This window comes from Rhodococcus sp. G-MC3, from assembly GCF_030063335.1.
Lineage (GTDB): Bacteria > Actinomycetota > Actinomycetes > Mycobacteriales > Mycobacteriaceae > Rhodococcoides.
The window spans coordinates 279,270-305,461 of the sequence record NZ_JASISW010000005.1 but is presented as its reverse complement, the minus strand read 5'-3'; the positions used below and the strand labels follow the sequence as shown (position 1 = coordinate 305,461).

Genomic DNA, 26,192 nt, shown 5'->3' with positions numbered 1-26,192 from the left:
TACTCACCCGTTCGCCGCTCGTGTACCCCGAAAGGCCTTACCGCTCGACTTGCATGTGTTAAGCACGCCGCCAGCGTTCGTCCTGAGCCAGGATCAAACTCTCCGTAAAAGACTCTAGATATCACAACCCCCAAAGGAGGCTGCTAATCAGTCAAATGACATCAAGTCCAAATCACTAGCAAAAAAACTCAACTAGCTATAAAACAAATATCAACCCACTTCAGACGGGAAGAATGAAGCAAGAAGATGTCACACCCACACCCCGAAAGGCATGAGCACCAAAAACATTCGGCACTGACATTCATCGACACACTGTTGAGTTCTCAAAGAACACGCACACACCATCAACCACCAAGCACAACACTTGACAGCATCCGGGGCAACCGTTCCAGCCTATCCCAGCTTGGTCTCGGACACAAGGCCCGACTCTTGGGGGACACAGCAGATACTACCTTCGGTCAGAAGCACCGTACAACCTCGTGTCCAAACCCATGAAGACTTGGTCGGTGTCCGTCTCGCTCTGACTTGAAGAAAGTTACGCGACCGAAAACATAGCGTCAAATCCCCAGGTCGACGGGTGGACTCCCGGCAAACATCGAGGTAGCAGGTTGGTAGACCCGGCGAATACTCACTTCAGCCCTCGAATCACACCTATGTGACCCGTACCACCTTTGGTGAACCAGGTCGTCGCGAACCTCTGCCGACTGTGTCAGCTACGTCGAACGCCCGCGAAGTTTCGCTTGCCGCGTCGGACCACGAGCCAGATCCCATGAAGGAAGTCCTCGGGTGACGGCGTCCAGTCTTCGTCGGCAATTTTCTGGTTGTTCACCGATGCACCGCCCTCCTTCACCGCACGTCGAGCGGCGCCCTTACTGTCGGACAAACCCGTGGCAACGAGGAGATCGACAATCGACGGGGTGTCTCCCTCGGCAATCTCGGCAATGGCGGTTTCACCGAGCGCACCCGACAGAGTGGTCTCGTCGAGATCGGTGAGCTCTGCCCGCCCGAACAACGCCTGGCTTGCGAGTTCGACTGCACGAGTGTTGTCTGCGCCGTGCACCAACGTCGTCATCTCGGAGGCGAGTCGCTTCTGCGCTTCACGCGCGTGCGGCCGATCGCGGGTTGCTTCCTCCAGTTCGGCAAGCTCTTCCTGCTCGAGGAACGTGAACCAGCGCAGGTACTTCACCACATCGGCGTCTCCGGTATTGATGAAGTACTGGTACCAGGCGTAGGGGCTGGTCATCTCGGGGTCGAGCCAGAGGCTTCCTCCTCCCGTCGACTTACCGAACTTCTTACCGTCGGCCGACGTGACCAGCGGAACGGTCAGTGCGTGCACCGATTCGGAGTCCTTACGTCTGTTCAGTTCGACACCCGCGACGATGTTCCCCCACTGATCGGATCCTCCGATCTGAAGCATGCAGCCGTACGTTCGACGAAGCTGCAGGTAGTCGTTCGCTTGGAGCAGCATGTAGCTGAACTCCGTGTACGACATACCGTCGCCCTCGAGCCTTGTCTTGACCGTGTCGCGCGCGAGCATGACGTTGACCGAGAAATGCTTACCGATATCGCGAAGGAAGTCGATCGCGGACAGTTCACCAGTCCAGTTCAGATTGTTTTCCACGATCGCGCCGGTTGAACTGTCATCGAATTCGACGAAGCGCTCGAGTTGCCCGCGGATACGCTCGGCCCAGTCACGAACTGTGTCGGACGAGTTCATCGTTCGCTCCCCCACGTCGCGGGGATCTCCGATCAAACCGGTCGCGCCGCCCGCCATGACGATCGGACGATGTCCGGCACGCTGAAAACGCTTGAGCGCCAACAGCGGAACTAGATGTCCAGCGTGCAGACTCGGTCCGGTCGGATCGAAACCCGCATACAGCGTGATCGGTCCCGCGGACGTCGCCTTCTTCAATTCGTCCAAGTCGGTGGACTGCGCGATCAATCCGCGCCAGGTCAATTCGTCGACGATGTTTCCACTCACGATGTTTCCACTCACGGCGTCGATCTTCCCGCATCGAGTTCGCAGGCGGTACGCCAGCCCTGACCTCAGGGCCTGCGCGGCGCCCGCGGACTTCGCCGATATGCCGACACCGCGGGTGAACCGGGAAGCCAGAATCTCCACGGCTTCTCGGCAGCAGTCGTCACTCCTACCCGTGGACCCTCCGAGACAGCACTCGGCGCCGTAGTCGCTTCGAGAAGCCGAATCGAGGCGGTCGCGTCGAACAGATCGGTGCCGTTGTCACCGAGCGAGACGCCTAGCGCCTGGCCGAGGTTGCCGGGTCCGCTCGCGATCCGGTCGCCGATCGCACTCGGACTCCGCCGCGTACGAACAACGTCGAGGCCGTCGACCACCTCCGCTGCACGTAGAAGAACTGCAGCCGCCTCCCCGTCGGGTCCGCACGTGACGTTCAGGCAGAGATGCATTCCATAGCTCAGGTAGACGTACAACCTGCCTGCCGGTCCGAACATGACGGAGTTCCTCGGTGTCGGTCCACGATAGGAGTGTGCTGCCGAATCGGGCCACGGTCCGCCGTCCGGTCCGCCGTACGCCTCCACCTCGACGATCCGCACGGACACGTCTGCCGTCCGTACCTCGACACCCAGCAGGGCCCGAGCGGCATCGACGGGGTGCTGACTCAAGAGCTCGACATCCATCCTGCCGATCATGCCCGGTGGCGGCCCTTGACCCGACTCGGCGGCCGGGTCTAAATTCATCATGAGATGAATTCATCGCACGATGAGTTCGTAACCGTGCTCGTCGTCCTTCACGGAGGCACTCATGACCGGTAGCGCAGTCGTCGTCGATTCGCTCATCGTCAGCCGAGGCAAACGCACGGTCATCGACGGGGTCAGCGTGACTATTCCTCGGGGAACCATCACCGGTCTGCTCGGTCCGTCGGGCTGCGGAAAGACCACATTGATGAGGTCTATCGTCGGAACGCAGATCATTGCATCGGGTTCGGTGACGGTACTTGGTTCACCTGCAGGCTCGAAGGACCTCCGACGGAAGGTCGGATACGTCACGCAGGCACCGAGTGTGTACAAGGACCTCACCGTTCGCGAGAACGTTGCCTACTTTGCGGCAATGTATGGCAAGGGAGCGTCGGAGGTCACCGCTGCGATCGACTCGGTCGGACTGAAAGACCACATGACATCGACTGCCGGAGAACTCTCTGGCGGACAACTGGGCCGAGTATCGCTGGCAAGTGCACTCGTCGCCGAACCGGAACTGCTTGTCCTTGACGAACCGACCGTCGGCCTCGATCCCGTACTGCGAGTCGAACTGTGGCAACGATTCGACGAGATCGCCTCCTGCGGAACGACCCTGCTTGTATCAAGCCACGTCATGGAGGAGGCCGAACACTGCAGCAGCCTGATCCTTATGCGCAGTGGCGCAGTGATCGCCCAACTAAGTCCCGACGAACTCCGTACCCGTACCGAGGAAAGCAATCTCGAGCAGGCGTTTCTCTCACTCATCCGATCGACGGAGAAGGCGTCATGACAAGTTCGATCTACATCGCGGGGACCAACCGGATTCTGCGTCAACTGCGGGCCGACCGCCGGACCGTGGCGATGATTCTGCTCGTTCCAGCATTACTCATGGTGCTGCTCAATTTCCTGTACGACAATGTGCCGACGGCCCCAGGCGCACAGCCGCTGTTCGACAGAATTGCCATCACCATGCTCGGGATACTCCCCTTCGTCGTGATGTTCCTGGTTACGTCGATCGCGATGCAGCGTGAACGCAGTTCCGGCACTCTCGAACGGCTTCTGACCACGCCCATGTCCAAGCTGGATCTGCTGGCGAGCTACGCCAGCGCATTTTCCGTGGCCGCTATTGCACAGGCCGTCCTCGCCTGTGTCGTCGCGTTCGGGCTACTGGGTCTGACTGCCGCAGGATCCATCACGTGGGTACTGGTCATCGCGGTGCTGAATGCGGTCCTCGGAGTTGCGATCGGCCTGTTGTGCAGTGCATTCGCTCGCACAGAGTTTCAAGCTGTCCAATTCATGCCGGTTGTCGTGGTACCGCAGTTGTTTCTCTGCGGACTCCTGGTCCCCCGCGACCAGATGCCGGACTGGCTGCACGCGATCAGTAACGTCCTGCCGTTGAGCTATGCAGTCGATGCGCTGCAACAGATTTCGACGCAATCCATGTTCACCACAGGCATGGGCCTCGACATCGCGATCGTCGTCGGATTCACTGTCGCTGCGCTGTGCGCTGCGGCTGCAACGTTGCGAAGGCGGACTCCATGACCGACATAGCCGCGCAGCGCGCCAAGTCCGGCCGCCGACCTGGGCAGTCCGGCACCAGGGAAAGAATTCTGGCAGTCGCTCGGACACGATTTGCGGGCTCAGGTTTCGACAAGACCTCGGTCAGATCAGTCGCGGCCGACGCTGGCGTCGATTCGGCGCTCGTGCACCATTATTTCGGCACCAAACGTGAACTGTTCGTGGCTGCGATCGAACTTCCCATCGACCCTGGAATCATCCTCCAGCCAGTGTTGGCGGCGGACACGAATGTTCTCGGAGAGGCGCTGATCACAGCCGTCATGAATGTCTGGGAGTCGGACCAAGGCGAGGCTGTGGTCGCCGCATTTCGTTCACTCATCGTCGAGGGGGACACAACCTTGATCGGCAGCTTCCTCATGGAGGTGGTACTTCGAGAGATCGCCGCTCGCGTCGATGAGCCCCCCGGCTCGGCACCTGAACGCTTCACTCTGGTCGCCACGCAGATGTCCGGGCTGCTCCTGACTCGCTACATCCTGAAACTGGAGCCGATCGCGTCGATGCCTCAGGCTCGGGTGATCGCCTCGATCGGACCGACACTTCAGCGGTACCTCACCGGGCCGCTGCCCGCAATGAACTAGATGTGCGCGACGAACTGATACCTGCGACGAACTAGCTGCTCGCGCCCGACTGCGCACGCGACAGGATCGATTCGTGCTCGACATCGTCCACGTCGCGGGCCTCGTCGACCAGCAATACCGGGATGCCGTTCTCGATGGGGTAAGCACGACGCAGGCGCGGGTTGTAGAGCAACTCGTTCTCCACGAGCAACAGTGGACCCTTGTCCACCGGGCACGCGAGAATACCGAGGAGTGTCTGATCGATCGCCACGTCTTCCATCCTGCTCTCTGTGTTCTTGCGACTCCCATTTAGGAGCCGGTCCGCCAAACCTACCTGGGCAGACCTGTCCGTTGCCATCGGCTACCGACCGATGGACTCCATATCGACGCCGAATCGTTCGGAGACCACAGCTTTGGTCATTCTCCGGTACGTCGCCGAGTCGTTGTCGTAGTACCAGGTACGCGCACTCGGAATCGGAACGCCGAGTTTCTGCAGTTCGGACGCGCGCGGCCGATACGCTCGGCCCAGCGGAATCCGGTCCACTACTTGCACGATATCGGGACGTTGCGAGGGCAGGAGAACCGCGATCGCATCGGTGATCGTCTTGGCCGGCAGCGACTTCTCTCCGTGCAGCGAGATACCGCAGACAGCGATCTCATCGGCAACATGGTCGAGGCGGCGCGGGGTCGCCGACGTTCCACCTCCTGGCACTCCGTAGACCACCACGAACTCGACGTCGGGCACGTCGCCGAAGGCATCGATGATTGGCTGCGTGAACACGGGGCCACGTGTTGTCTTCACGACGGTGTCCTTGCGGTCGACGAGCCAATAGTCGCCGTCCGAGTCGCGACGGAACAAATTCTCCGTCGGCACCCAGGAATCACCGGACTCGAAGACTCCGCGCATCAGCGGACTCGTCACTTCACCCTCGTTGCTGGGACGGCCGAGAAGAAGGCCGATCTCGTCGTCGCGGCACCTTCGAACGAAACCGTTCTCGTCTTCGTCGAGGCGGCCGGTGATCGGGTCGTACGCAGCCAGCGCAACCTTGGCGCTACCGGGTAGTGGACGGCCCTTGGAGCCGATCTTCGTGCCGCCGACGTTGGCCAGAATTACGTCGTTCTCGGTCGAGGCATAGAACTCGAGGATGCGCGCAGGCGAGAACACCTCCAGCGTCCGCTTCCACAACCCGACCGGCATTCCCGATCCGATGAACAGGCGCACCGGGTGGTTACGGCCGACATCGAGATCCTCGTCGTCGAGAATTTCCTCCATCATCGCCCACGTGTAACTGATCACCGTCACTCCATAGCGAGCGACCTCGCCGGCAAACCGAGCGGGATCGAGTCCCCGCGAGAGGGCGATCCGCGATCCACCAGCGAGTGCACCACCAACGCTGACCAACAAGCCGGCCGAATGATGGAGCGGTGCAAGGCAGTAGACAGTATCGCCGGGCCCGAGCGCTGCTGCTGTAGCGGTACCGAAAGCAGACAGTGCCCACCGGTGATTGGTAACGAACCGAGGCTCCAAACCTCGATCAGTCGCGGTGAACAGAACTACCGCCAATTCTCGTGCGCGGCCGGCATTGGGCTCGAACCAGGCAGGCAAGCTCACCGAATCGGGATCGATCGCCTCGAGATCCACGACGTCCGCGCCACTCGGCACGTCGAGCTGGCGTACATCACCGCCGCCGAGCACCAGAACATTCGCCGCCACCATCGTCGCCGGTTTCATGTTCTCGGGATCGGTGATGACCGTGTCGACGTCCACCGCGCGAAGTGCACTGTCGAGATCCCCGCCCGGAGGAAGTAGCACAGCCACCGCGCCGATTCGGGAGAGTGCCGCTATCGCAGCCAAGGCGCTGGGACGCGTCTCCATCAACACCCCGATGCGAGCCGAGGGGCGCACACCGGAAACAACCAGCCCCTTCACGACGTTATCGATCCTGGTGTTGACGGCTTTATAGGTGTGCACGCGGTCGTCGAACAGGAAGCACTCCCCGTTGGGAGACTTGCGGCCCTGTTCAGCGATCAGCCTGCCGAGCGACACCGTCGAGTGCGCCTGCATCTGCCCGAGCCGTGCCAAGCGAGGCAAGGTTCTGACAGCCTCGGACGAGATCTCACGCGTTCCGCGGACAGCTCCCGTCGCTGCCGCTGCCAGGCCTCGACCCACACCAACGCCGACCTCCGCGATCGACGCAGCAGTGTGAATAAGGCGATTGCTCACCGAGACACCACTTTCGGTATCCTGATGGGCGTCGTACGTCATCTCGTGGGCAGCCTCAGGCTTCTCCCCCAGCCCTTCTCGCCACAGAATCCACTCGCCGGTGGTCGGCCACGTCTGCGACGCCGCGGTACTTCCGACTACCAGTCCGAAATGCCCCGCGCGCAAAGTGCTTTCGTACACCTCGGCACGTGGGGCAGCACGTCGAATTCCGCGTACTGCCAACGGCTGGCCGATGTCGTCGACTTCACCGACGAACGCGAGAATCGGAACTGTCAGATCGGACAACGTGAGCAACCGATCCCTGATGACGAATCCACCCGTCATCATGCGGTTGTGCACCACGAACTGCTTCAACAATTCGGCGACCGCGGGTCCCGACCAGCCCACCCAGCCGTCGAGGGCAAGAAAGCGTCGTTGTGGCTCCCGCGGAAGGAGTGCTTCTCTGTCGTGTAATTGACGCAGAAAGTCGAGCCGAGACCTGACGGTCTTGGCCGGATCCAGTAGCTGGAATCCGGTACGCGCCATCCATCCGGTGACCGCCAAGCGCGTGAAGACGTGGTCGGCAAGAAACTCCGCGCCCTTCGTTGCCACACCAGCGGGGATACCGAGAGGCAGCGCCGCAAGAGTATCGACGGGCGCGCCGAATGTGATGAGGCTGGCCAGGTGTCGGCCACCCCGATAGGCGGCAGCCTGGTAGCAGAACATTCCACCCTGCGAGTAGCCACCCAGGTGCACGTCACGGCCGGTGTGCTCGTGAACCTTGTCGATGACGTCACTGATGGCGACGACGTGGTCGGCGAGAGTGCGGCTCCACCCGCCCTCTTCGGCGTCGGGAGACCCGAAATCCAATACCCATGGGTCCAGACCCATGCCGTGCAGAATTCCGGCAGCACCCTGCTCGGTGGTCACGTCGTACACGTCGGCCGACATCATCATCGGTGGGACGAGGACGACAGGAGGCCTCGACCCGACCTCCGCATCGCTCGCGAAATAACGGCGTAGCCGGTACATCGGCTCCTGGTCGACAATCTTGTACGGCGAGGGATCCACCTCTGTCTCGAGGCCACCCAAGCGGATGACCTCCAGCCCGTTCTGCGCAGTCGCGACGGCGCGCCGCAACGGTCCACGGACCGCATCTGCATTCAGTCCAACCACGACAACTCCTGCGTCCGAACCTCGGGTACCCAACCGCCCACTTGCTGCTCAGTCAGAAGCTTCTCACACCGCCCGTGCTGAATCCGGCGCGCATGACTTTATTTCTGACTCAGTGTGAGGGAATCCCCAATTCCAGCCACGCTCGCAATGTCTCCGCTGTGCTTCGGACGCCGCCGAGCTGGCTGGCAACCTGAATACCGGCCGTCCCTCCACGGGAGTCACGGGAGGCGATCGATCCCTCGACTGTCAGCACCTCACGCACCGCCGGGGTCAGCGAGGAATCTATCGAGGCCAATTCTTCGTCGGTGAGCTCGTCGAGACCGACACCGCGTGCTTCGGCAACCCGAACGCACGCACCCGCGGCCTCGTGTGCAATTCGGAATGGAGTGCCCTGACGAACCATCCACTCGGCGATATCCGTCGCGAGCGTAAACCCGGCCGGGGCAAGTTCCGCCATTCGATCGACGTGGAATTCGAGCGTGCCGACCAGACCAGCCAATGCAGGAAGGAGCAGTTCCAGCTGGGCGACAGAATCGAAGACCGGTTCCTTGTCCTCCTGGAGATCCCTGTTGTACGCCAGCGGTTGCGCCTTCAGCGTCGCGAGTAGGCCGGTCAGGTTGCCGATCAATCGACCCGTCTTACCGCGCGTCAACTCCGCGACATCCGGATTCTTCTTCTGCGGCATGATCGAACTACCGGTAGACCATGCATCCGCCAAGCTCACATAGCCGTACTCGGGAGTGCTCCACGAGACGATCTCCTCGGCCAGCCTGGACAGGTCGACGGCGGTCATCGCCAACACGAACGACGCCTCGGCCGCGAAGTCCCGGGACGACGTCGCGTCGATCGAGTTCTCGGCCGACGAGTCGAAGCCCAATTCGGCGGCGATCTTCTCGGGGCTCAATCCGAGTGAAGAACCTGCAAGAGCACCGGAACCGTAGGGCGACACCGCAGCTCGCTTGTCGAAGTCCTGGAATCGCTGCACGTCCCGAAGCAGCGGATGCGTGTGTGCCAGAAGGTGGTGAGCGAGAAGAACCGGCTGCGCAGCCTGCGAATGTGTCTTACCCGGCATCACTGCCGTCGGGTGAGCCTGCGCCTGCCGGGACAATGAGTCGACGACGTCCAACACCCCCGCCGATACCCGGCGCACCGCGTCACGCAACCACATTCGGAACAGTGTTGCCACCTGGTCGTTGCGGGACCGCCCCGCACGCAGACGCCCACCGACCTCGGCACCGACACGATCGATCAACCCACGTTCGAGCGCACCGTGTACATCCTCGTCCGACTCGGCGGCCACGAATTCACCGGACTTCACATCTTCCAGAAGCCGCTGCAAACCGTCGAGCATGGTCCCCAGGTCCTGCGGGGTGAGCAGACCCGCTCCGTTGAGGACGCGTGCGTGAGCCATCGACGCCCGGATGTCGTAGGTCGCGAGGACCCAGTCGAAATGGGTCGACTTGCTCAGGGCTGCCATTGCCTCGGCAGGTCCCGATGCGAACCGTCCTCCCCAGAGGGATCCTTCGTTGGTCGTGTTGCTCACTGTCACATCTCTCTGTGGTGCTGGGGCCGACGCTACTGCGCGCGTCTGGCCAATTTCTCGATCTTGTCTGCGAGCTCGCCGCCGGTGAGCGGCTCACGCGCGATCACCAGAATGGTGTCGTCTCCCGCGATGGTTCCAACGATTTCCCGGAGCGATGCTCGGTCCATCGCGCTGGCGAGGTAGCCGGCGGCCCCCGGAGGTGTCCGCAGAACTGCCTGGTTGCCGCTGAAATCGGTGGACACCAACAGTTCTCCGAGCAATCTGCTGAGACGGTCGGTTCCGCCGGACACACCGCGTACCGGACTTCCGTCCTCGGGCACGACGTATACCCCGACGCCGCCGTCGGGCGCCCGTAACTTGACCGCGCCGAGTTCGTCGAGATCGCGCGACAAGGTCGCCTGGGTAACGTCGATTCCCTCGGCCGCGAGGAGAGCTGCCAGTTCCGGCTGACTGCGCACCTGGTGCGTGGACAGCAACGTCACGATGCGCGCTTGACGTCCCGCGCGGGTCGAGGCCGTCAGCGGCACCGAGGACAGCCCCTCGCTCACGGTCGGCGGGCCTGCTCTAGCAGCCAGACCAACAGTGCTTTCTGCGCGTGCAGCCGATTCTCGGCCTCGTCCCAGACGACACTGTGCGGACCGTCGAGAACCTCGTCCGTGATCTCCTCACCGCGATGAGCAGGAAGACAGTGCAGGACGGTCACGTCGGGTTTCGCCTTCGCCAACAGTGTGGAGTCGATGCGGTAGGGCCGGAACGGCGCCACGCGGTCGAGTCCGTCGTTTTCCTGGCCCATCGAAGTCCACGTATCGGTGACGAGCGCATCGGCGCCAGACGCTGCTTCGTAGGGATCCTCGGTGATCGTGACAGTCGCGCCGGTCTCCGCGCCGCGTGCCCTCGCAGCCTCCAACACGAAACCGAGCGGCGCGAACTCCTTCGGTGCGGCGATGGTCACGTTGATTCCGGCGGTCACTCCACCGAGCATCAACGAATGCGCCATGTTGTTCGCACCGTCACCGAAGTAGGCGAGATTCAAACCCTGAAGGGTGCCCTTTTGCTCGAGGAGTGTCTGCAGATCGGCGAGCACCTGGCACGGGTGGAACTCGTTGGACAATGCATTGACGATCGGGATCGTGGACCCCGTTGCCATCTGCTCGAGTCGTTTCTGCCCGAACGTGCGCCACACGACCGCTTCGACGTAGCGAGAGAGCACGCGGCCGGTGTCCTGCAGCGTCTCTTCACGGCCGAGCTGGGTGCTCTGGCCGTCGACGACCACCGCGTGTCCACCGAGCTGCGCGATGCCGATTTCGAACGAGAAGCGAGTACGCGTGGAGTTTTTCTCGAAGATCACACCGACGCCCTGCGGGCCTTCCAGCGGGCGCTTGGAGAAAGGCGCACGCTTGAGTTCGGCTGCGAGAGCGAGCACCTCGGCCTGCTCCTGCGGCGTGAGGTCGTCGTCCCGAAGGAAGTTCTTCAGTGCCATCGGTCAATCCGTTTCGTCGGCTGTGTCGAGAATTGCGGGCAATGCCGCGACGAACGACGCCGCCTGCTCTTCCGTGAGGACGAGAGGCGGGGCAAGGCGCAGTACGTCGGGCTGTGCAGCATTGATCAAGAACCCGCAATCACGGGCGGCGGCTTCGGCTTTGGCTGCGATGGCCTTCGTGAGGACCACACCCAGCAACAGGCCGGAGCCACGTACATGATCCACGAGCGGGTGATTCAGTTCCTCGATGGAGTGGGTGATGACTTTACCCAGTCGATCGGCATGAGAAATCAGGTCCTCGGCTGCGAGAGTACGCAGTACCGCAAGAGCCGCGGACGCGCACACCGGATTGCCACCGAAGGTGGTGCCGTGCTTGCCCGGGTGCAACAAATTCGCCGCTTCCCCGATGCCGATGCACGCACCGATCGGCAGCCCGCCGCCGAGTCCTTTGGCAAGGGTGATCACGTCGGGAACGATGCCGACAGCCTGGTGTGCGTAGAACCATCCGGTGCGGCCGATACCGGTCTGGACCTCGTCCAGAACGAGCAAAGCTCCGTGACGCGCGGTGATCTCTCTGGCGGCGACGAGGTAACCGTCCGGAGGAACCACGACTCCGCCTTCACCCATGATCGGTTCCAGGAAGACCGCAGCTGTATCGGAATCGACGGCTGCTTCGAGCGCGGCGACATCGCCGTACGGAACATGCTGTACTCCCGCCGGCATGGGTTCGAACGGTGCCCGCTTTTCGGGCTGGCCGGTCAATGCCAAAGCACCCATCGTTCGTCCGTGGAACGCATTCTCCGCCGCAATGATGTTCGGGCGCCCGGTGAGCCGCGCGATCTTGAATGCCGCTTCGTTCGCCTCGGTACCCGAGTTGCACAGGAAGACTCGACCGTGAGTACCCGCACCGAGGTGCGCAAGCAACTGTTCGGCGAGCGCGATGCCCGGCTCCGTGGCATAGAGATTGGAGGTGTGCCCGAGTGTTTCCAGCTGAGTCTTGACCGCCTCGATCACCGCAGGATGAGCGTGTCCCAGGATATTGACGGCAATTCCGGCGAGCAGGTCGAGGTACTTCTTGCCGTCGGCATCGGTGACAACGGCACCCTCGCCGCGCACCAGAGCGACACGCGGGACTCCGTAGTTGTCCATCAACGATTTCGACCACCGGGACTGGAGGTCGAGGGTCGAGGTGTGCTCGCTCATATCAGATCTCCCGTGATTGTTGGCGAAACCATCGTGCCGATTCCTTCGCCGGTGAACAGTTCTACGAGAACCGAATGCGGAACGCGGCCGTCGATGACATGCGCCGAGGGGACTCCGCCCTTCACCGCTCGCAAACACGCCTCCATCTTGGGAACCATGCCTGCGTCCAGCGACGGCAGCAGCACTTCCAATGCGTCCGTGTCGATCTCGGACGTGAGCGACGACCGATCCGGCCAATCGGTGTACAGGCCTTCGACGTCGGTGAGTACGACGAGTTTTTCAGCACCGATCGCCTCGGCAAGCGCGGCTGCGGCTGTATCGGCGTTGATGTTGTGCACAACGCCGTCCGCATCGGGGGCGATGGTCGAGACCACCGGAATGCGACCGGCTTCGATGAGATCGAGGACAGCGTCGGGATTGACCGAGGTGACGTCGCCGACGAGACCGATATCGGTCATCGAGCCGTCGACCATCACCGAGCGCTTCGACGCAGTGAACAAGTGCGCGTCCTCGCCCGAGATACCGACCGCGTACGGGCCGTGACTGTTGATCAGCCCGACGAGTTCGCGACCGACCTGTCCGAACAGCACCATCCGGACGACGTCCATCACCTCGGGTGTCGTGACACGGAACCCACCGCGGAACTCCCCGGTCATACCGAGCCGAGTCAGCATCGCAGTGATCTGTGGTCCACCGCCGTGCACGACGACGGGGTGCACACCGACTGTCCGCAGAAACACCATATCGGCCGCGAATGCCCGCTTGAGTTCGTCGTCGACCATGGCGTTGCCGCCGTACTTCACGACGACGATTTTGTCGTTGAACTTCTGAAGCCACGGGAGCGCGTCGGCGAGGGTGTGCGCTTTCTGCGATGCCGTCAGTTCGAGAGCGCCGGTCACGAGGAGTACGCCGAGTTCTCTTCGACGTACGCGTGCGAGAGGTCCGTCGTCCTGATCGAGACGGATGCGTCGCCGAGTCCGAGGTCGATGGTGACCGCGATGTCCTCCCCCGACAGATCGACCTCACGTGCGCCCGGTGCACCGACGCCGTCGATACACACAGGACTCCCGTTGAAGGACACCGAGATCAGATCCGGGTCCAGCTCGATGGGCGCAATTCCGACGGCGGCGAGCACTCGACCCCAGTTCGGGTCGGAGCCGAACAGTGCGGTCTTGACGAGGCTGTCACGCGCGACGGTCCTGGCACCGATGAGTGCATCATCCTCCGACACAGCGCCCGATACCGTGACGATCACCCGCTTGGTCACACCCTCCGCATCGGCCATCATCTGATCGGCGAGGTCGTCGCACACCGAAAGGACGGCGGCGTTCAACTCGTCCTGGCTCGGAGTGACACCACTGGCTCCGGACGACAGCAACAGGACCGTGTCGTTGGTGGAGGTTGCACCGTCTACGTCGAGCCGATCGTAAGACAAGCGGGTGGCGTTGCGAAGCGCTGTGTCGAGTTGGTCAGCGGTGGCCACCGCATCGGTCGTGATGACACTGAGCATCGTCGCAAGCGACGGAGCGAGCATGCCTGCACCCTTGGCCATTCCACCGACGTTCCACTTGTCGGAATGGTGGAACGCGGCCTGCTTGGGCACGGTGTCGGTCGTCATGATGGCATAGGCGGCGTCGGTGCCACCGGAAATTCCGCCCGCGAGTTCGTGGACGATCTCGTGTACTCCGGCGACGATCTTGTCCATCGGCAAGCGGTCACCGATCAAACCGGTGGAACACACCGCGACCTCGATGGCTCCGGTCTCGGTACCCCAATTGCTCAGGGCAGATGCAACTTCCTCCGCTGTCTTGTGCGAATCCTGAAACCCCGGCGCACCGGTGCACGCGTTTGCGCCGCCCGAGTTGAGGATGACGGCTCGTAGCCGGCCTGTCGAGAGCACCTGCTGTGACCACAGGACAGGCGCGGCCTTCACCTTGTTGCGGGTGAACACCCCTGCCGCAGCGGTGTCGGGACCCTCGTTGAACACCAGCGCGAGATCGGACTTGCCGCTCGCCTTGATACCTGCCGCAATACCCGCGCCGCGGAAACCTGCAGGACAGGTAACGCCTTGTGTCCGAACAAGTTTGCCGGCAACTTCCGTAGGCCTGTTTGCGGTAGGCCCTTTTGCGGACGCGCTGGTCACGGTGCGACTCCTACTGTCGAGAGACCATCGGTCTCGGGGATGCCGAGGGCAAGGTTCATGGATTGAACTGCGGCTCCTGCAGTTCCTTTGGTGAGATTGTCGATCGCAGCGACGACGACGAGCAGCCCTGCGTCGATATCGACCGTAACGCTCATCTGGACGGCGTTGGATCCGATTACCGCACCGGTCTGCGGGAGCCTGCCTGCGCCGAGGACATGAACGAACGGTTCCGAGGCATAGGCCTTCTCGTATACCTCCATCGCTTCCGCGTGCGTCGCGGTGGTGATTGCGGTGCACGTGGCGAGAATGCCGCGCGGCATCGGCGCGAGAACCGGGGTGAAGGACACCGTGACCGGAACCGGCGACAGAGCAGAGAGGTTCTGCGTGATCTCGGGGGTATGCCGATGCGCGCCTGCAACCGCGTAGGCCCGAACCGATCCCATGATTTCGGCGCCGAGAAGATCCGCCTTCGGCGAACGGCCTGCTCCCGATGCACCGCTCACCGCAACGACATTCACGCGGGGTTCGATGATCCCGGCGGCCACAGCGGGCGCGAGCGCGAGGCTCGACACCGTCGGGTAGCACCCGGGGACAGCAATTCTGGTGGCTCCAACGAGCTTCTCCCGATGCCCCGGCAGCTCAGGAAGGCCATACGGCCACGTGCCCGCGTGAGGCGATGCGTAGTACTTCTCCCAGGCTGCGGCGTCGGACAACCGGAAGTCGGCGCCACAATCGATGATGACCACGGACTCGGGAAGCTGCTGAGCGATCTCGGCGGATTTTCCGTGCGGCAGTCCGAGGAAGACGACGTCGTGTCCGTTCAGTTCGTCGAGATTCGTCTCGGCGAGGACGCGGTCCGTGAGCGGCAAGAGGTGCGGGTGGAACTCACCGAGCTTTGCACCCGCGTTTCCCCCCGCTGTGAGCGAGCCGATGACAAGTCGGCCGGACTGTACGCCCGGATGCCCGAGCAGGAGCCGAAGGATCTCACCGCCGGCGTATCCACTTGCCCCCGCGATGGCAATTCGAAGCGGAGACGACTCGAGGTCATCTTTGAGAGCGTTCATACGATGATTATGCATCATCATGCAAGCTCATTCATCCAGGGGTCAGGAGTCTTTCATTGAACGTCGAATTTCGTCCAGCTTCCTGCGTCCGGCGGCTTCACGCTCGTTCCACGCTTCGTCCAGCGTACGACCCGCTGGCGACCCGTGGTCGAGTTCCTCGGCACCCAGCGCCGTGGCATCCCGCAGCTCGACCTTGTCGCGCACGCTGGCCCACGTGGGCACACCCTTGTCGGTGAACCCGGTCGGAGACTCGTGGTTGGAGTGGCCCGAGCTGACTCCCCCGCCGATGGACTGATCGATACTGCCGTCGCCGACGAGTTCGGCTTCGACCAGTTCGGCTTCGATGATTCCCGACGACGGGCCACGGGGAGTTCCTGGTAGCGGTGAATTATCGAGCGGCGGATCACCGAGTGGCTGATGTATATGCGGCTGCGTCGTGCGCGGCACGTCGATGTCGGGGATATCGCCCGGCGGTACGATTGTTGGTTCATTGCCGGCTGTGTCCAGCTCGGCGAGAAGTGCCGATGCTGCAGCGTGCACCGGAGCGAGGGCGGGGCGCCCACTCACCGATGCGAGCACCTCACGCAAAATTATGACGTCGGATCGATCAGCTGTGCTCATCTGTCCTCCCGAAGCTCGAAGGCCGTAGCCTGGCAACAAGGCTACGGCCTTTCGGTCAGCTGCGGAGTTCTGCGCCGACAGCTGTGGTCGCCGCAGCAACCGCCGCATCGCGCGCTTCCGTCGCCTGTGCCTCGGTCAACGTGCCCTCGGCACCGCGGAACACGAGCGCGAACGCCAACGACTTCCGGTTCTCGCCGACCTGCTCGCCCTCGAAGACGTCGAACAGTCTGATGCTCTCCAGCAGCTCGCCCGCACCCGATTTCAGCGCATTTTCCACTGCCGCCGCCGGCACGGACTGGTCGACGACGACGGCGACGTCCTGCAGAACGGCCGGGAACGGCGACACCACCGGAGCAGGCAGCGCCTCGACGATCGGCAACGCGTCCAGGTTCAGTTCGACCGCGCAGGTGCGCGGAGGAAGCCCTGCACGCTCGAGAGCGGCCGGATGGAGTTCACCTGCGTGGCCCACGACGACCCCGTCGACGAGGACCTCTGCGCACCGACCTGGATGCCAAGGCAGGTACTGGGCTGCTCGGAGTTCGACGTCCACACCGGCTGCCGCAGCAATTGTCCTCGCTGCAGCGAATGCGTCCGACGCATCGGCCGGGCGGCCCTGACCCCACGGACCAGACGGCTCACGGTGCCCAGTCAGCACGACACCCACGTGAACGGGCTGCGCAGGCAACGAATTACGCAAACGGTCGAGGTCCACGTCCGACGGGCGAGTGTGAACGGCAAGCAAATCGACGGCACCGGTGTCATCACCGGGCAGAACCACCTGAGCAATGCCGAACAGTGACAGATCGCGCTGGCCACGGGCTACGTTTCGAGCCAGAATCTCGAGTAGTGCAGGCAGTACCGTCGTCGCCAATTCGGGACGATCGGATTCCAACGGATTGAGCACAGATGTAGTGCGACGACGTGCATCATCGGCGGGAAGACCCCACGTGTCGAACACGCCGGACGGCAGGAAGACAGTCGTCAGAACCTCGACGTAGCCTGCGAACGCCAACGACTTGCCGACTGCGCGCTTACGCTTCTGCGTTGCCGTCAGCCCACGTCCCGGGGGCGCGGACGGCAGAACGGACGGGATTTTCTCCAGCCCTTCGAGTCGGAGGACCTCCTCGACGAGGTCTGCAGGCTGCTGCAGATCTGGGCGCCATGTCGGCGGAGTGACGATCAATTCGCCGTGGCCGGACTCACTGACCCCGACCTCGACGTCACACCCGACCTGAGTAAGCCTGTGCGAGGCGGTCCCGTTCGGGTACGACACGCCCGCGATACGATCCGGTAGGTCGAAATCCATCCGAACCGCTGCGAACGACTGTGCCTCGCCGACATCGGTGAGAAGCGGTTCGATGCGTCCCCCGGCGATCTCGACGAGCAGCTGCGCGGCGCGGTCGAGTGCTGCCACGGGCAGCGCTGAGTCGACAGTGCGCTCGAAGCGTTTGCTTGCTTCACTGGCCAGCTTGTGACGCCGTCCCGTGCGAAAAACAGCCAAAGGGTCGAACGACGCGGCCTCGAGAATTACGTCGACGGTGTCGTCGTCGACCTCGGTCGACGCTCCACCCATGACTCCTGCGAGCGAGATCGCACCGGAGTCGTCGGCGATGACAACGTCTTCGGCGTCGAGAGTGCGGTCGACGTCGTCGAGAGTCTTCAGCTTCTCCCCCGCTTCAGCGCGCCGGACGACAATGTCGCCGTTCAGCTTGGCGCCGTCGAAGGCATGCAGCGGCTGGCCGAGTTCGTGCAGAACGTAGTTCGTGACATCGACGGCAGCGGAGACCGGGCGAACCCCTGCGAGCAGCAGTCGTCGCTGGATCCACCAGGGCGTCGGCGCCTTGGGGTCGATTCCGCTGACCTTACGAAGCGCGAACCGTCCAGCTTTCGAGGCCGGATCGATCGTGGCAGGCCACGCGTCACCCTCGTTGTTCTGCGCCGGTCCGGTAGCTGGATCGGTGTACTCGAGGTCGAAGCTGCTCGCGAGTTCACGCGCGAGACCGCGGACGGAGAACGCGTAACCGCGGTCCGGCGTCACGTTCAATTCGATGACTGAATCGTCCAGCCCCAGAACAACCTTGGCGTCATCGCCTGGCTCCGCTGTGCCTTCCGGCAGGACCAGGATGCCCGAATGATCCCGGCCGAGTCCGAGTTCGAGCGTCGAGCAGATCATGCCGTTGGACGTCTTGCCGTACGTCTCGCGGGCAGCAATTGCAAACCCACCAGGTAGCACGCTGCCGGGCAAAGCGGCGACGATGAGGTCGCCCTCGGCGAAGTTTCTTGCACCACAGACGATCTCCTGCGGCTCGTTGAGCCCGACGTCGACGAGGCAGAACCTGATCGGCTTCTTGAACTCGGTCAGCTCGGTTATCGTCGTGACACGGCCGATCACGAGTGGTCCGGTGACATTGTCGAGTGAATCAAGCTCCTCGACCTCGAAACCGACGCGAACGAAGCCCTCGTCGAGTTCCTCGGGTGTCACCTTCCACTCCGGTGCAGCGCGCTGCAGAACCTCGGTCAGCCAGGATTGTGGAACTCGCACGTCTGCTCAGCTCTTTCTACGGTGGAGAAGTCGGTCGGGAAAGTCGGGTCAGGCGCCGACGCCGAAGGGCAACGTGAAGCGAATGTCGCCTTCGACGATGTCCCTCATGTCGGGAATGTCGTTGCGGAACTGCAGCGTCCGCTCCAGGCCCATACCGAAAGCGAAACCCGAGTAGACCTCCGGGTCGATTCCGCTTGCCTGCAAGACCTTGGGATTGACCATGCCGCAGCCGCCCCACTCGACCCAGCCGGCTCCGCCTTTTTTCTTCGGGAACCAGACATCGACCTCGGCCGACGGCTCCGTGAACGGGAAGTAGTTGGGGCGCATGCGTGTCCGCGTCTCCTCACCGAACAACGCCCGAGCGAACGCGTCGAGAGTGCCACGAAGATTCGCCATGGTCAGACCCTTGTCGATCGCGAGGCCTTCGACCTGATGGAACACGGGAGTGTGCGTCGAATCGAGCTCGTCCGTACGGAACGTGCGCCCAGGACACACAATGTAAATCGGCACCTCACGAGAGAGCATCGAACGCACCTGAACCGGCGAGGTATGAGTACGCAGCACCTGCCGCGAACCTTCGGGTGCGATGTGGAACGTGTCCTGCATCGTGCGCGCCGGGTGATCCGGCAGGAAGTTCAGAGCGTCGAAATTGAAGTGCTCGGTTTCGACCTCGGGCCCCTCCTCGACCTCCCAGCCCATTCCGACGAACACGTCGGCAACCTGGTCCGCGATGATCGTGATCGGATGACGCGCACCCACCGGGCGGCGGTTCGACGGCAACGTCACGTCGATCGTCTCGGCCACGAGGATGGCAGCGTCGCGCTCGGCCAGCAGCACCTCGCGCCGAGCGTCGAACGCCTTCTGGACCCGGTCGCGCGCGATCTTGACGCGCTTGCCGGCTTCGGCCTTCTGATCGCCGGGGATCGACCCGAGAGCGCGCTGTGCGAGCGCCAACGGGGCCTTGTTGCCGATGTGTTCGATCTTCACCCTCGTCAGATCGTCCAAATCGTGCGCAGTGGCGAACGCCTTCTCTGCCCCGTCGACGGCTGCGTCGAGAGCCGAGGCCTCTAGCACGCTCGGATCGACTGGCTGGCCGTTGTCGCCATCTTTCTTCGCCACGAGAAGAGCAACTCCTTGATGATGTCGTATCGCATGAGGCGGTCGTTGATTAACAGGGCAATTCTAGGCGACAGCCCAAAATCAATTTCCGTGCGACCTGCCTCAGTTTCAGTCGGACCTGCGCTGAACTCGTGCACTTGCATAAAGGCAGATCGCCGCAGCGGTCGCAAGGTTGAGGCTCTCGGCGCGGCCGCGAATGGGAATCCGTACTCGATGGTCGGCGGCAGCGGCCACCTCGGGCGCAAGACCATGCGCCTCGTTGCCGAACAACCACGCGGTCGGACCAGCAAGAATATCGTCGGCGTCGTCAAGATCGATCTCGCCGTCTGCTGCGGTAGCGAGAATGGTCAGCCCGCTGGATCGAAGAGCCTCGATGCCCGATTCCACCGACCGTTCACGGGCGATCGGGAGATGGAACAGACTGCCGGCGGAAGCCCGCACGCACTTGCCGTTGTGCGGGTCGACGGAGTCCCCGAGCAGAACTACGGAATCGGCGCCGACCGCATCGGCGACGCGGATGACTGTCCCGGCGTTACCTGGCTCGGATACCTCGACAGGGACCACAACGAGACGAGGATTCTTGCCGAGCGCGAAAGTCAGATCGACGTCGATGGTTCGGCAGACCGCAACAATCCCGGGCGGAGTAACGGTGTCCGACAATCCTTTGGCTGCGCGTTCGGTGATCGCATGTGTGCGAACACCGGCCCGACGCGCGATGTCGAGCACGTCGCGGTTGCGATCGATTGAGTCTTCACGGAAGAACACCTCGTCGACAACACCGGCATGAAGAGCCTCGGCAACGGAATTGATGCCTTCCGCGAGAAAACGGCCGGACTTTCGACGTTCCGCCGCACGCAGGAGCTTCACAGCCGAAACGACCCGTGGTGTGCGCTCGGTGAGCGTATCCACGGGTCGTTTCGGATCGAGATCGTCGTGCGTCAGCTTGCTCAGGCTGCTTCTCCGGCAGGAGCGTTGACATCGGCAGGCAGTGCAGCCTTGGCGATTGCAACCAGACCTGCGAATGCTGCAATGTCCGAGACAGCGAGCTCGGCGAGGATCTTGCGGTCGACCTCGACGCCAGCAGCCTTCAGACCCTGGACGAAGCGGTTGTAGGTGATGTCATTGGCTCGAGCTGCAGCGTTGATACGCGTGATCCACAGCTTGCGGAAGTCACCCTTGCGAGCCTTGCGGTCGCGGTATGCGTAGGTGAGCGAGTGGAGCTGCTGCTCCTTGGCCTTGGTGTACAGACGTGAGCGCTGTCCGCGGTAGCCCTTGGACGCTTCGAGAATCGAACGGCGCTTCTTCTGGGCGTTGACCGCCCTTTTTACGCGTGCCACTGGTAAATCCTGTCGATCTGGGGGCTTTCGTGAAAACCCCGAATGGTAATGGGAGGTGCCGACCGCGACTGCATGGAAGGGATCGAGTCGGCTACGAAGTCCAGATCAGATGCCGAGCAGGCGCTTGATCCGTGGCACGTCGGCCTTCTTGACAACTGCGACGCCGTCGAGACGACGGGTCACCTTGGTGGGCTTGTGCTCCAGCAGGTGGCGACGGCCGGCCTTCTGGCGCAGGATCTTGCCGCTGCCGGACACCTTGAATCGCTTCTTGGCGCCACTGTGGGTCTTCTGCTTGGGCATGGAGTCCTCAGTTCTGTGTTGCTCTTCAGTCTTGCTCGGCACGAGCGTTCCCCTGCTTTCGCAGGGCGACGATCGTCTTACTGGTCGATCCGGCTGGGATCGTCCGCCTAGCTTGCGGGCGGGGTTGCAACCTCACCGGCTGCGGGCTCCGCGGCGGCCGGAGCTGCTACAGGTTCCGCTGCTGCTACTGGTTCCGCTGCGGCCGGGGGTGCTGCGCGTTGTGCGGGCGGCGCTGCTGCGCTTTCCTGAGCCTTGACGCGAGTCTTGGCTCCCTTGTGCGGGGCCAGGACCATCGTCATGTTGCGGCCGTCCTGCTTCGCGGAGGTTTCCACGAAGCCGAGATCGGCAACATCGGCGCCCAGTCGTTGCAGCAGACGGAAGCCGAGTTCGGGACGCGACTGCTCACGTCCACGGAACATGATGGTGACCTTGACTTTGGACCCGGCTTCGAGGAAGCGAACAACATTGCGCTTCTTGGTCTCGTAGTCGTGGGCGTCGATCTTCGGACGGAGCTTCTGCTCCTTGATGACGGTGAGAGTCTGGTTCTTGCGCGATTCGCGCGCCTTTTGCGCTGCCTCGTACTTGAACTTCCCGTAGTCCATGATCTTGCAGACCGGCGGACGTGCGTCGGGAGCCACTTCTACGAGATCGAGATCGGCTTCGAGAGCCAAGCGGAGTGCATCTTCAACACGCACGATGCCCACCTGTTCACCGCCCGGTCCAACTAAACGAACCTCGGGAACACGGATGCGATCGTTGATGCGAGTCTCAGTGCTGATGGGGCCTCCTAGGTAGTGCGGTGTGGGTTCGAGCCGACCGCCTGCCTTTGGCTACAGCCCGCCTGCCCTTTCCTCCGACACTGTCGTGTTCGGAGGACTCTGTGTCGCGATGACACTGCCTCCTACAACGAAAAAACCCTGCTCCAGCATTCCGCTGGTGCAGGGCCCGATGTCGACCGATCGATCTACGTGAATAGATCTCCTCCAGAGAGGAAACCCGAGCGAACCAAGGCTCACGCCGTAGGTTCCTTCGGGCGACCGGACCGGAAACAACGTCAGACGCTGTGTACCGGTGGGAGTCGGGCTCCACTTGCTGCCTCCGTACGGCGCGCTTTCACAAGTGAAGCGCACGTCGAAGACGGTCGTTGAGAGACTGTACCAGCCGGGAAGCGTTTGCCGCGAATCGGCGCTGCCGACGGCGGTGTCCGACGCCCATGCCATTCTCGTAGGTATGACGAGCACCCCAGAGCCTGCTGGCGCCGAGCCTGACGTCCGTGAACTTGCCGACGTACCAGCAGTCGAAGTTATCAGCCGCGCAGCCGTGATGTTGATGAGTTCCGCCGCCGAGAAACTCGGACTGTCCGAGGCCGACCCGTCGGAAAGCCCGTACCTCGATCTCGACGAAGCCCGCCGGGTCATCACCGCGTTGGCAGGGCTCGTCACCGCATCTGTCGAATACCTCGGTCCACATGCGGGTCCCATCCGCGAAGGCCTCCAAGCTCTGCAGAAAGCATTCCGCGAAACCTCGGCTCACCCCGACGAGCCGGGCAAGGGCCCAGGCGAGAAGTACACGGGACCGGTGTACTGACGGGCTGTTCTACTCCGAAGGCGCGTGCGGTTGCGAGGGTAGGTCCATGCAGGTGGTCAGACCGCGGCGACCTTGCGCGGACGACGTTTCTTGACGGGTGCCGCCGCCGGTTCGACCACTGATTCGCTCGTGAGTGCTTCCTGCAGGAACTTCCCGGTGTAGCTCTCGGGCACCGCCGCTATATCTTCCGGGTTACCTTCTGCGACAACCATTCCGCCGCCGGATCCACCTTCGGGTCCCATGTCGATGACCCAGTCGGACACTTTGATGACGTCGAGGTTGTGCTCGATGACGATGACGGTGTTGCCCTTGTCGACGAGTCCGTTGACGACGCCGAGAAGCTTGCGGATGTCCTCGAAGTGCAGACCGGTGGTCGGCTCGTCGAGGATGTACACCGTCCGACCGGTGGAACGCTTCTGTAGCTCCGACGCGAGCTTCACACGCTGAGCCTCACCGCCGGACAGCGTCGTCGCCGGCTGACCGAGACGGACGTAGCCCAGGCCGACCTCCACCAGAGTCTTCAAGTACCGATGGATCGAGGTAATGGGCTCGAAGAAGTCCGCTGCCTCCTCGATCGGCATGTCGAGCACCTCGGAGATGGTCTTGCCCTTGTAGTGCACTTCCAGCGTCTCGCGGTTGTATCGCGCGCCTTCGCAGACCTCGCACGGGACGTAGACGTCGGGTAGAAAATTCATCTCGATCTTGAGCGTTCCGTCACCCGAACATGCCTCACACCGTCCGCCCTTGACATTGAACGAGAAGCGACCCGGCTGGTAGCCGCGCACCTTTGCCTCGGTGGTGGCTGCGAACAGAGTGCGGATTTTGTCGAAGACGCCGGTGTAGGTGGCTGCGTTCGACCTGGGCGTGCGGCCGATCGGTGATTGGTCGACGCGGACCAGCTTGTCCAACTGGTCCAACCCGTTGATGCGGGTATGACGACCGGGCACTTGCCGGGCACCGTTGAGCTTGTTCGCCATCACGGTAGCCAGGATGTCGTTGACCAGAGTCGACTTGCCCGAGCCCGACACGCCGGTGACCGCAGTGAGGACACCAAGCGGGAAGCTGACGTCGATGCCGCGCAAGTTGTGTTCGCGCGCGCCGACGACGGTGACCTGACGCTTCTTGTCCACTACCCGCCGGAAGTCCGGGAGCGGAATTTTCAGGCGACCTGACAGATACGCGCCGGTGATCGACTCTTCGTTGGTCAGCAGATCTTCGTAGGAGCCACTGTGGACCACCCGTCCGCCGTGCTCGCCCGCCATCGGACCGATGTCGACGACCCAGTCGGACGTACGAATGGTGTCCTCGTCGTGCTCGACGACGATCAGCGTATTTCCGAGGTCGCGAAGCCTGGTGAGCGTGTCGATGAGACGACGGTTGTCGCGTTGATGCAGACCGATGGACGGCTCGTCGAGGACGTATAGAACACCGACGAGTCCGGAACCGATCTGGGTTGCCAACCTGATTCGTTGGGCTTCGCCACCCGAGAGCGACCCTGCTGCGCGGGAGAGCGAGAGGTACTCGAGGCCGACATCGAGAAGGAATCCCAGACGCGCCTGAACCTCTCGGAGCACCTGACCGGCGATTGCCTCTTCCTTCGCACCCAGCGTAAGGCTGTTGAGGAAGTCGGCGGTGTCGGAAATCGACAGCCGGCACACATCCGCAATGGACTTCGGGCCGAAGCCGCCTGCCTCGATCGTCACCGACAAAATTTCGGGACGAAGGCGATCGCCAGCACAAGCCGGACACGGCACATCCCGCATATAGCCGTCGTAACGCTCTTTCATCTGCTCGGACTCGGTCTGTTCGAGCCTGCGATGCAAGAACGGCATGACGCCTTCGAACTCGGCGTAGTACGACCGCGTGCGTCCGTACCGGTTCTTGTACTTGACGTGGACCTGGTGCTCACTGCCATCGAGGACTGCTCGCTTGACCTTCACCGGAAGTTTGTTCCATGGCGCATCGAGATCGAAGCCCATTGCGTCGGACAGCCCCGAGAGAAGCCGGCCGAAGTACTCGGAGGTCTGTCCCATCGACCATGGTGCGATGGCGCCGTCGGCGAGCGAAAGATCCGGATCGGGGACGACCAACTCCGGGTCGACCTCTTTGCGTACGCCGAGACCGAGGCATTCCGAACACGCCCCGTACGGCGAGTTGAACGAGAACGAACGCGGCTCGAGGTCGTCGATCGACAACGGATGGAAGTTCGGGCAGGCAAGTTTTTCGGAGAACCGGCGTTCACGGTCGGGAGCGTTTTCTTCGCGATCGACGAAGTCGAGGACGACGATGCCGTCGGCGAGACGCAGCGCCGTCTCCACCGAGTCGGTAAGACGCTGCTTCGAACTCGCCTTCACTGTGAGACGGTCGACGACGACCTCGATGTCGTGCTTCTCCTGTTTTTTCAGCTTGGGAGGGTCCGAGAGCTGGTGCACGACGCCGTCCACCCGAATACGCGAATACCCCTGTGTGTTGAGCGAGTCGAACAGGTCGACGAACTCACCTTTTCGGGTGCGCACGACCGGGGCCAGCACCTGAAACTTGGTGCCCTCTTCCATATCGAGTACCTGATCGACGATTTGCTGCGGGGTCTGCTTCGCGATCTTCTCGCCACACACTGGGCAATGAGCGGTGCCGGCGCGCGCGAACAGCAGACGCAAGTAGTCGTAGACCTCGGTGATCGTGCCAACCGTCGAGCGAGGGTTTCGGTTGGTCGACTTCTGGTCGATCGAGACCGCAGGCGACAGGCCTTCGATGAAGTCGACGTCGGGCTTGTCCATCTGGCCGAGGAACTGACGCGCGTAGGCGGACAGCGACTCGACGTACCTGCGTTGCCCCTCGGCAAAGATCGTGTCGAAGGCCAGTGACGACTTACCCGAACCCGACAGTCCGGTGAAGACCACGAGGCTGTTGCGAGGAAGGTCGATATCGACTCCTCGCAGATTGTGCTCACGCGCACCTCGCACGATCAGGCGATCCGCCACAATGTTCCCTTCTTTTCGGACGAACAAGACCTCAGCCGATTACCAC

23 protein-coding genes and 1 rRNA gene are annotated in these 26,192 nt (G+C 62.5%); 4 read left to right on the top strand and 20 right to left on the bottom strand.

Going from position 1 to position 26,192, the window contains the following annotated elements:
• From QMK17_RS07695 to QMK17_RS07685, 3 genes are all read right to left on the bottom strand, one after another.
• A 16S ribosomal RNA gene (locus QMK17_RS07695) occupies positions 1-109 on the bottom strand; the annotation flags it as partial.
• A gap of 600 nt (positions 110-709) precedes the next feature.
• A complete protein-coding gene (tyrS, locus tag QMK17_RS07690) occupies positions 710-1,981 on the bottom strand; it encodes a tyrosine--tRNA ligase (RefSeq protein ID WP_283508022.1) in 1,272 nt (423 codons plus the stop codon).
• 65 nt (positions 1,982-2,046) lie between these two features.
• A complete protein-coding gene (locus QMK17_RS07685) occupies positions 2,047-2,655 on the bottom strand; it encodes a DNA-3-methyladenine glycosylase (RefSeq protein ID WP_283507984.1) in 609 nt (202 codons plus the stop codon).
• A 124-nt stretch (positions 2,656-2,779) separates the two neighbouring features.
• Between QMK17_RS07685 and QMK17_RS07680 the strand changes: the two genes are divergently transcribed.
• From QMK17_RS07680 to QMK17_RS07670, 3 genes are read left to right on the top strand one after another with little or no spacing between them, the layout of a single operon-like run.
• Positions 2,780-3,502: an ABC transporter ATP-binding protein gene (locus tag QMK17_RS07680; RefSeq protein WP_283507982.1), complete on the top strand. Its 723-nt coding sequence runs from the start codon at positions 2,780-2,782 to the stop codon at positions 3,500-3,502.
• Entirely contained in the window at positions 3,499-4,254 is a 756-nt protein-coding gene (locus QMK17_RS07675; RefSeq protein WP_283507981.1) for an ABC transporter permease, read from the top strand. Before QMK17_RS07680 ends, QMK17_RS07675 begins: the two co-directional genes overlap by 4 nt.
• The gene (locus tag QMK17_RS07670; RefSeq protein ID WP_283507979.1) at positions 4,251-4,868 is read left to right on the top strand and encodes a TetR/AcrR family transcriptional regulator; all 618 of its coding nucleotides are present in this window, start codon (positions 4,251-4,253) and stop codon (positions 4,866-4,868) included. The genes QMK17_RS07675 and QMK17_RS07670 overlap by 4 nt, the downstream gene beginning before the upstream one ends.
• 31 nt (positions 4,869-4,899) lie before the next feature.
• Here QMK17_RS07670 and QMK17_RS07665 read toward each other — a convergent pair whose 3' ends face one another.
• The 16 genes from QMK17_RS07665 to infC all read right to left on the bottom strand — a co-directional run bounded on the left by QMK17_RS07665 (position 4,900) and on the right by infC (position 22,357).
• Positions 4,900-5,118 carry a Trm112 family protein gene (locus QMK17_RS07665; RefSeq protein ID WP_283507977.1) on the bottom strand — a complete coding sequence of 73 codons (219 nt, stop codon included), beginning with the start codon at positions 5,116-5,118 and terminating at the stop codon, positions 4,900-4,902.
• A 90-nt stretch (positions 5,119-5,208) separates the two neighbouring features.
• A complete protein-coding gene (locus QMK17_RS07660; RefSeq protein WP_283507975.1) occupies positions 5,209-8,226 on the bottom strand; it encodes an AMP-binding protein in 3,018 nt (1,005 codons plus the stop codon).
• A 109-nt stretch (positions 8,227-8,335) separates the two neighbouring features.
• On the bottom strand, positions 8,336-9,769 hold the full coding sequence (gene argH / locus QMK17_RS07655) for an argininosuccinate lyase (protein ID WP_442972707.1): 1,434 nt from the start codon (positions 9,767-9,769) through the stop codon (positions 8,336-8,338).
• 32 nt (positions 9,770-9,801) lie between these two features.
• A complete protein-coding gene (locus QMK17_RS07650; RefSeq protein ID WP_442972706.1) occupies positions 9,802-10,317 on the bottom strand; it encodes an arginine repressor in 516 nt (171 codons plus the stop codon).
• Positions 10,314-11,249, bottom strand: coding sequence for an ornithine carbamoyltransferase (gene argF / locus QMK17_RS07645; RefSeq protein ID WP_283507970.1), 936 nt, complete (start codon positions 11,247-11,249; stop codon positions 10,314-10,316). The genes QMK17_RS07650 and argF overlap by 4 nt, the downstream gene beginning before the upstream one ends.
• 3 nt (positions 11,250-11,252) lie before the next feature.
• On the bottom strand, positions 11,253-12,452 hold the full coding sequence (locus QMK17_RS07640) for an acetylornithine transaminase (RefSeq protein WP_283507968.1): 1,200 nt from the start codon (positions 12,450-12,452) through the stop codon (positions 11,253-11,255).
• Positions 12,449-13,351, bottom strand: coding sequence for an acetylglutamate kinase (argB, locus tag QMK17_RS07635; protein WP_283507966.1), 903 nt, complete (start codon positions 13,349-13,351; stop codon positions 12,449-12,451). The genes QMK17_RS07640 and argB overlap by 4 nt, the downstream gene beginning before the upstream one ends.
• Complete coding sequence (gene argJ, locus QMK17_RS07630) at positions 13,348-14,595, bottom strand: bifunctional glutamate N-acetyltransferase/amino-acid acetyltransferase ArgJ (RefSeq protein WP_283507965.1); 1,248 nt, start codon at positions 14,593-14,595, stop codon at positions 13,348-13,350. Before argJ ends, argB begins: the two co-directional genes overlap by 4 nt.
• Complete coding sequence (gene argC, locus QMK17_RS07625; protein WP_283507963.1) at positions 14,592-15,659, bottom strand: N-acetyl-gamma-glutamyl-phosphate reductase; 1,068 nt, start codon at positions 15,657-15,659, stop codon at positions 14,592-14,594. The genes argJ and argC overlap by 4 nt, the downstream gene beginning before the upstream one ends.
• Positions 15,660-15,701: 42 nt before the next feature.
• Positions 15,702-16,280, bottom strand: coding sequence for a hypothetical protein (locus QMK17_RS07620; protein ID WP_283507961.1), 579 nt, complete (start codon positions 16,278-16,280; stop codon positions 15,702-15,704).
• A 55-nt stretch (positions 16,281-16,335) separates the two neighbouring features.
• The gene (pheT, locus tag QMK17_RS07615) at positions 16,336-18,822 is read right to left on the bottom strand and encodes a phenylalanine--tRNA ligase subunit beta (protein WP_283507959.1); all 2,487 of its coding nucleotides are present in this window, start codon (positions 18,820-18,822) and stop codon (positions 16,336-16,338) included.
• Between the two features lie 48 nt (positions 18,823-18,870).
• On the bottom strand, positions 18,871-19,941 hold the full coding sequence (gene pheS, locus QMK17_RS07610) for a phenylalanine--tRNA ligase subunit alpha (protein WP_283507957.1): 1,071 nt from the start codon (positions 19,939-19,941) through the stop codon (positions 18,871-18,873).
• Positions 19,942-20,049: 108 nt separating this feature from the next.
• Positions 20,050-20,850: a TrmH family RNA methyltransferase gene (locus tag QMK17_RS07605; RefSeq protein ID WP_283507954.1), complete on the bottom strand. Its 801-nt coding sequence runs from the start codon at positions 20,848-20,850 to the stop codon at positions 20,050-20,052.
• 38 nt (positions 20,851-20,888) lie between these two features.
• A complete protein-coding gene (rplT, locus tag QMK17_RS07600) occupies positions 20,889-21,278 on the bottom strand; it encodes a 50S ribosomal protein L20 (RefSeq protein ID WP_283507952.1) in 390 nt (129 codons plus the stop codon).
• Between the two features lie 105 nt (positions 21,279-21,383).
• On the bottom strand, positions 21,384-21,578 hold the full coding sequence (gene rpmI / locus QMK17_RS07595) for a 50S ribosomal protein L35 (RefSeq protein ID WP_008715923.1): 195 nt from the start codon (positions 21,576-21,578) through the stop codon (positions 21,384-21,386).
• Between the two features lie 107 nt (positions 21,579-21,685).
• The gene (gene infC, locus QMK17_RS07590; RefSeq protein ID WP_283508018.1) at positions 21,686-22,357 is read right to left on the bottom strand and encodes a translation initiation factor IF-3; all 672 of its coding nucleotides are present in this window, start codon (positions 22,355-22,357) and stop codon (positions 21,686-21,688) included.
• A 451-nt stretch (positions 22,358-22,808) separates the two neighbouring features.
• On the opposite strand from infC, the gene QMK17_RS07585 reads away from it, so the two are divergent.
• Positions 22,809-23,165, top strand: coding sequence for a DUF1844 domain-containing protein (locus QMK17_RS07585; RefSeq protein WP_283507949.1), 357 nt, complete (start codon positions 22,809-22,811; stop codon positions 23,163-23,165).
• A gap of 56 nt (positions 23,166-23,221) precedes the next feature.
• Here the strand turns inward: QMK17_RS07585 and uvrA are convergent, their stop codons facing one another.
• Positions 23,222-26,146 carry an excinuclease ABC subunit UvrA gene (uvrA, locus tag QMK17_RS07580; protein WP_283507948.1) on the bottom strand — a complete coding sequence of 975 codons (2,925 nt, stop codon included), beginning with the start codon at positions 26,144-26,146 and terminating at the stop codon, positions 23,222-23,224.
• Between the last annotated feature and the right edge of the window lie 46 nt (positions 26,147-26,192).

Coding starts and splice junctions, on each gene's coding strand:
- QMK17_RS07585 (WP_283507949.1), top strand. CDS start 22,809: ATGACGAGCACCCCAGAGCCTGCTGGCGCCGAGCCTGACGTCCGTGAA.
- QMK17_RS07675 (WP_283507981.1), top strand. CDS start 3,499: ATGACAAGTTCGATCTACATCGCGGGGACCAACCGGATTCTGCGTCAA.
- QMK17_RS07685 (WP_283507984.1), bottom strand. CDS start 2,655: ATGGATGTCGAGCTCTTGAGTCAGCACCCCGTCGATGCCGCTCGGGCC.
- QMK17_RS07620 (WP_283507961.1), bottom strand. CDS start 16,280: ATGAGCACAGCTGATCGATCCGACGTCATAATTTTGCGTGAGGTGCTC.
- argF (WP_283507970.1), bottom strand. CDS start 11,249: ATGGCACTGAAGAACTTCCTTCGGGACGACGACCTCACGCCGCAGGAG.
- QMK17_RS07680 (WP_283507982.1), top strand. CDS start 2,780: ATGACCGGTAGCGCAGTCGTCGTCGATTCGCTCATCGTCAGCCGAGGC.
- argC (WP_283507963.1), bottom strand. CDS start 15,659: ATGAACGCTCTCAAAGATGACCTCGAGTCGTCTCCGCTTCGAATTGCC.
- rpmI (WP_008715923.1), bottom strand. CDS start 21,578: ATGCCCAAGCAGAAGACCCACAGTGGCGCCAAGAAGCGATTCAAGGTG.
- QMK17_RS07640 (WP_283507968.1), bottom strand. CDS start 12,452: ATGAGCGAGCACACCTCGACCCTCGACCTCCAGTCCCGGTGGTCGAAA.
- QMK17_RS07670 (WP_283507979.1), top strand. CDS start 4,251: ATGACCGACATAGCCGCGCAGCGCGCCAAGTCCGGCCGCCGACCTGGG.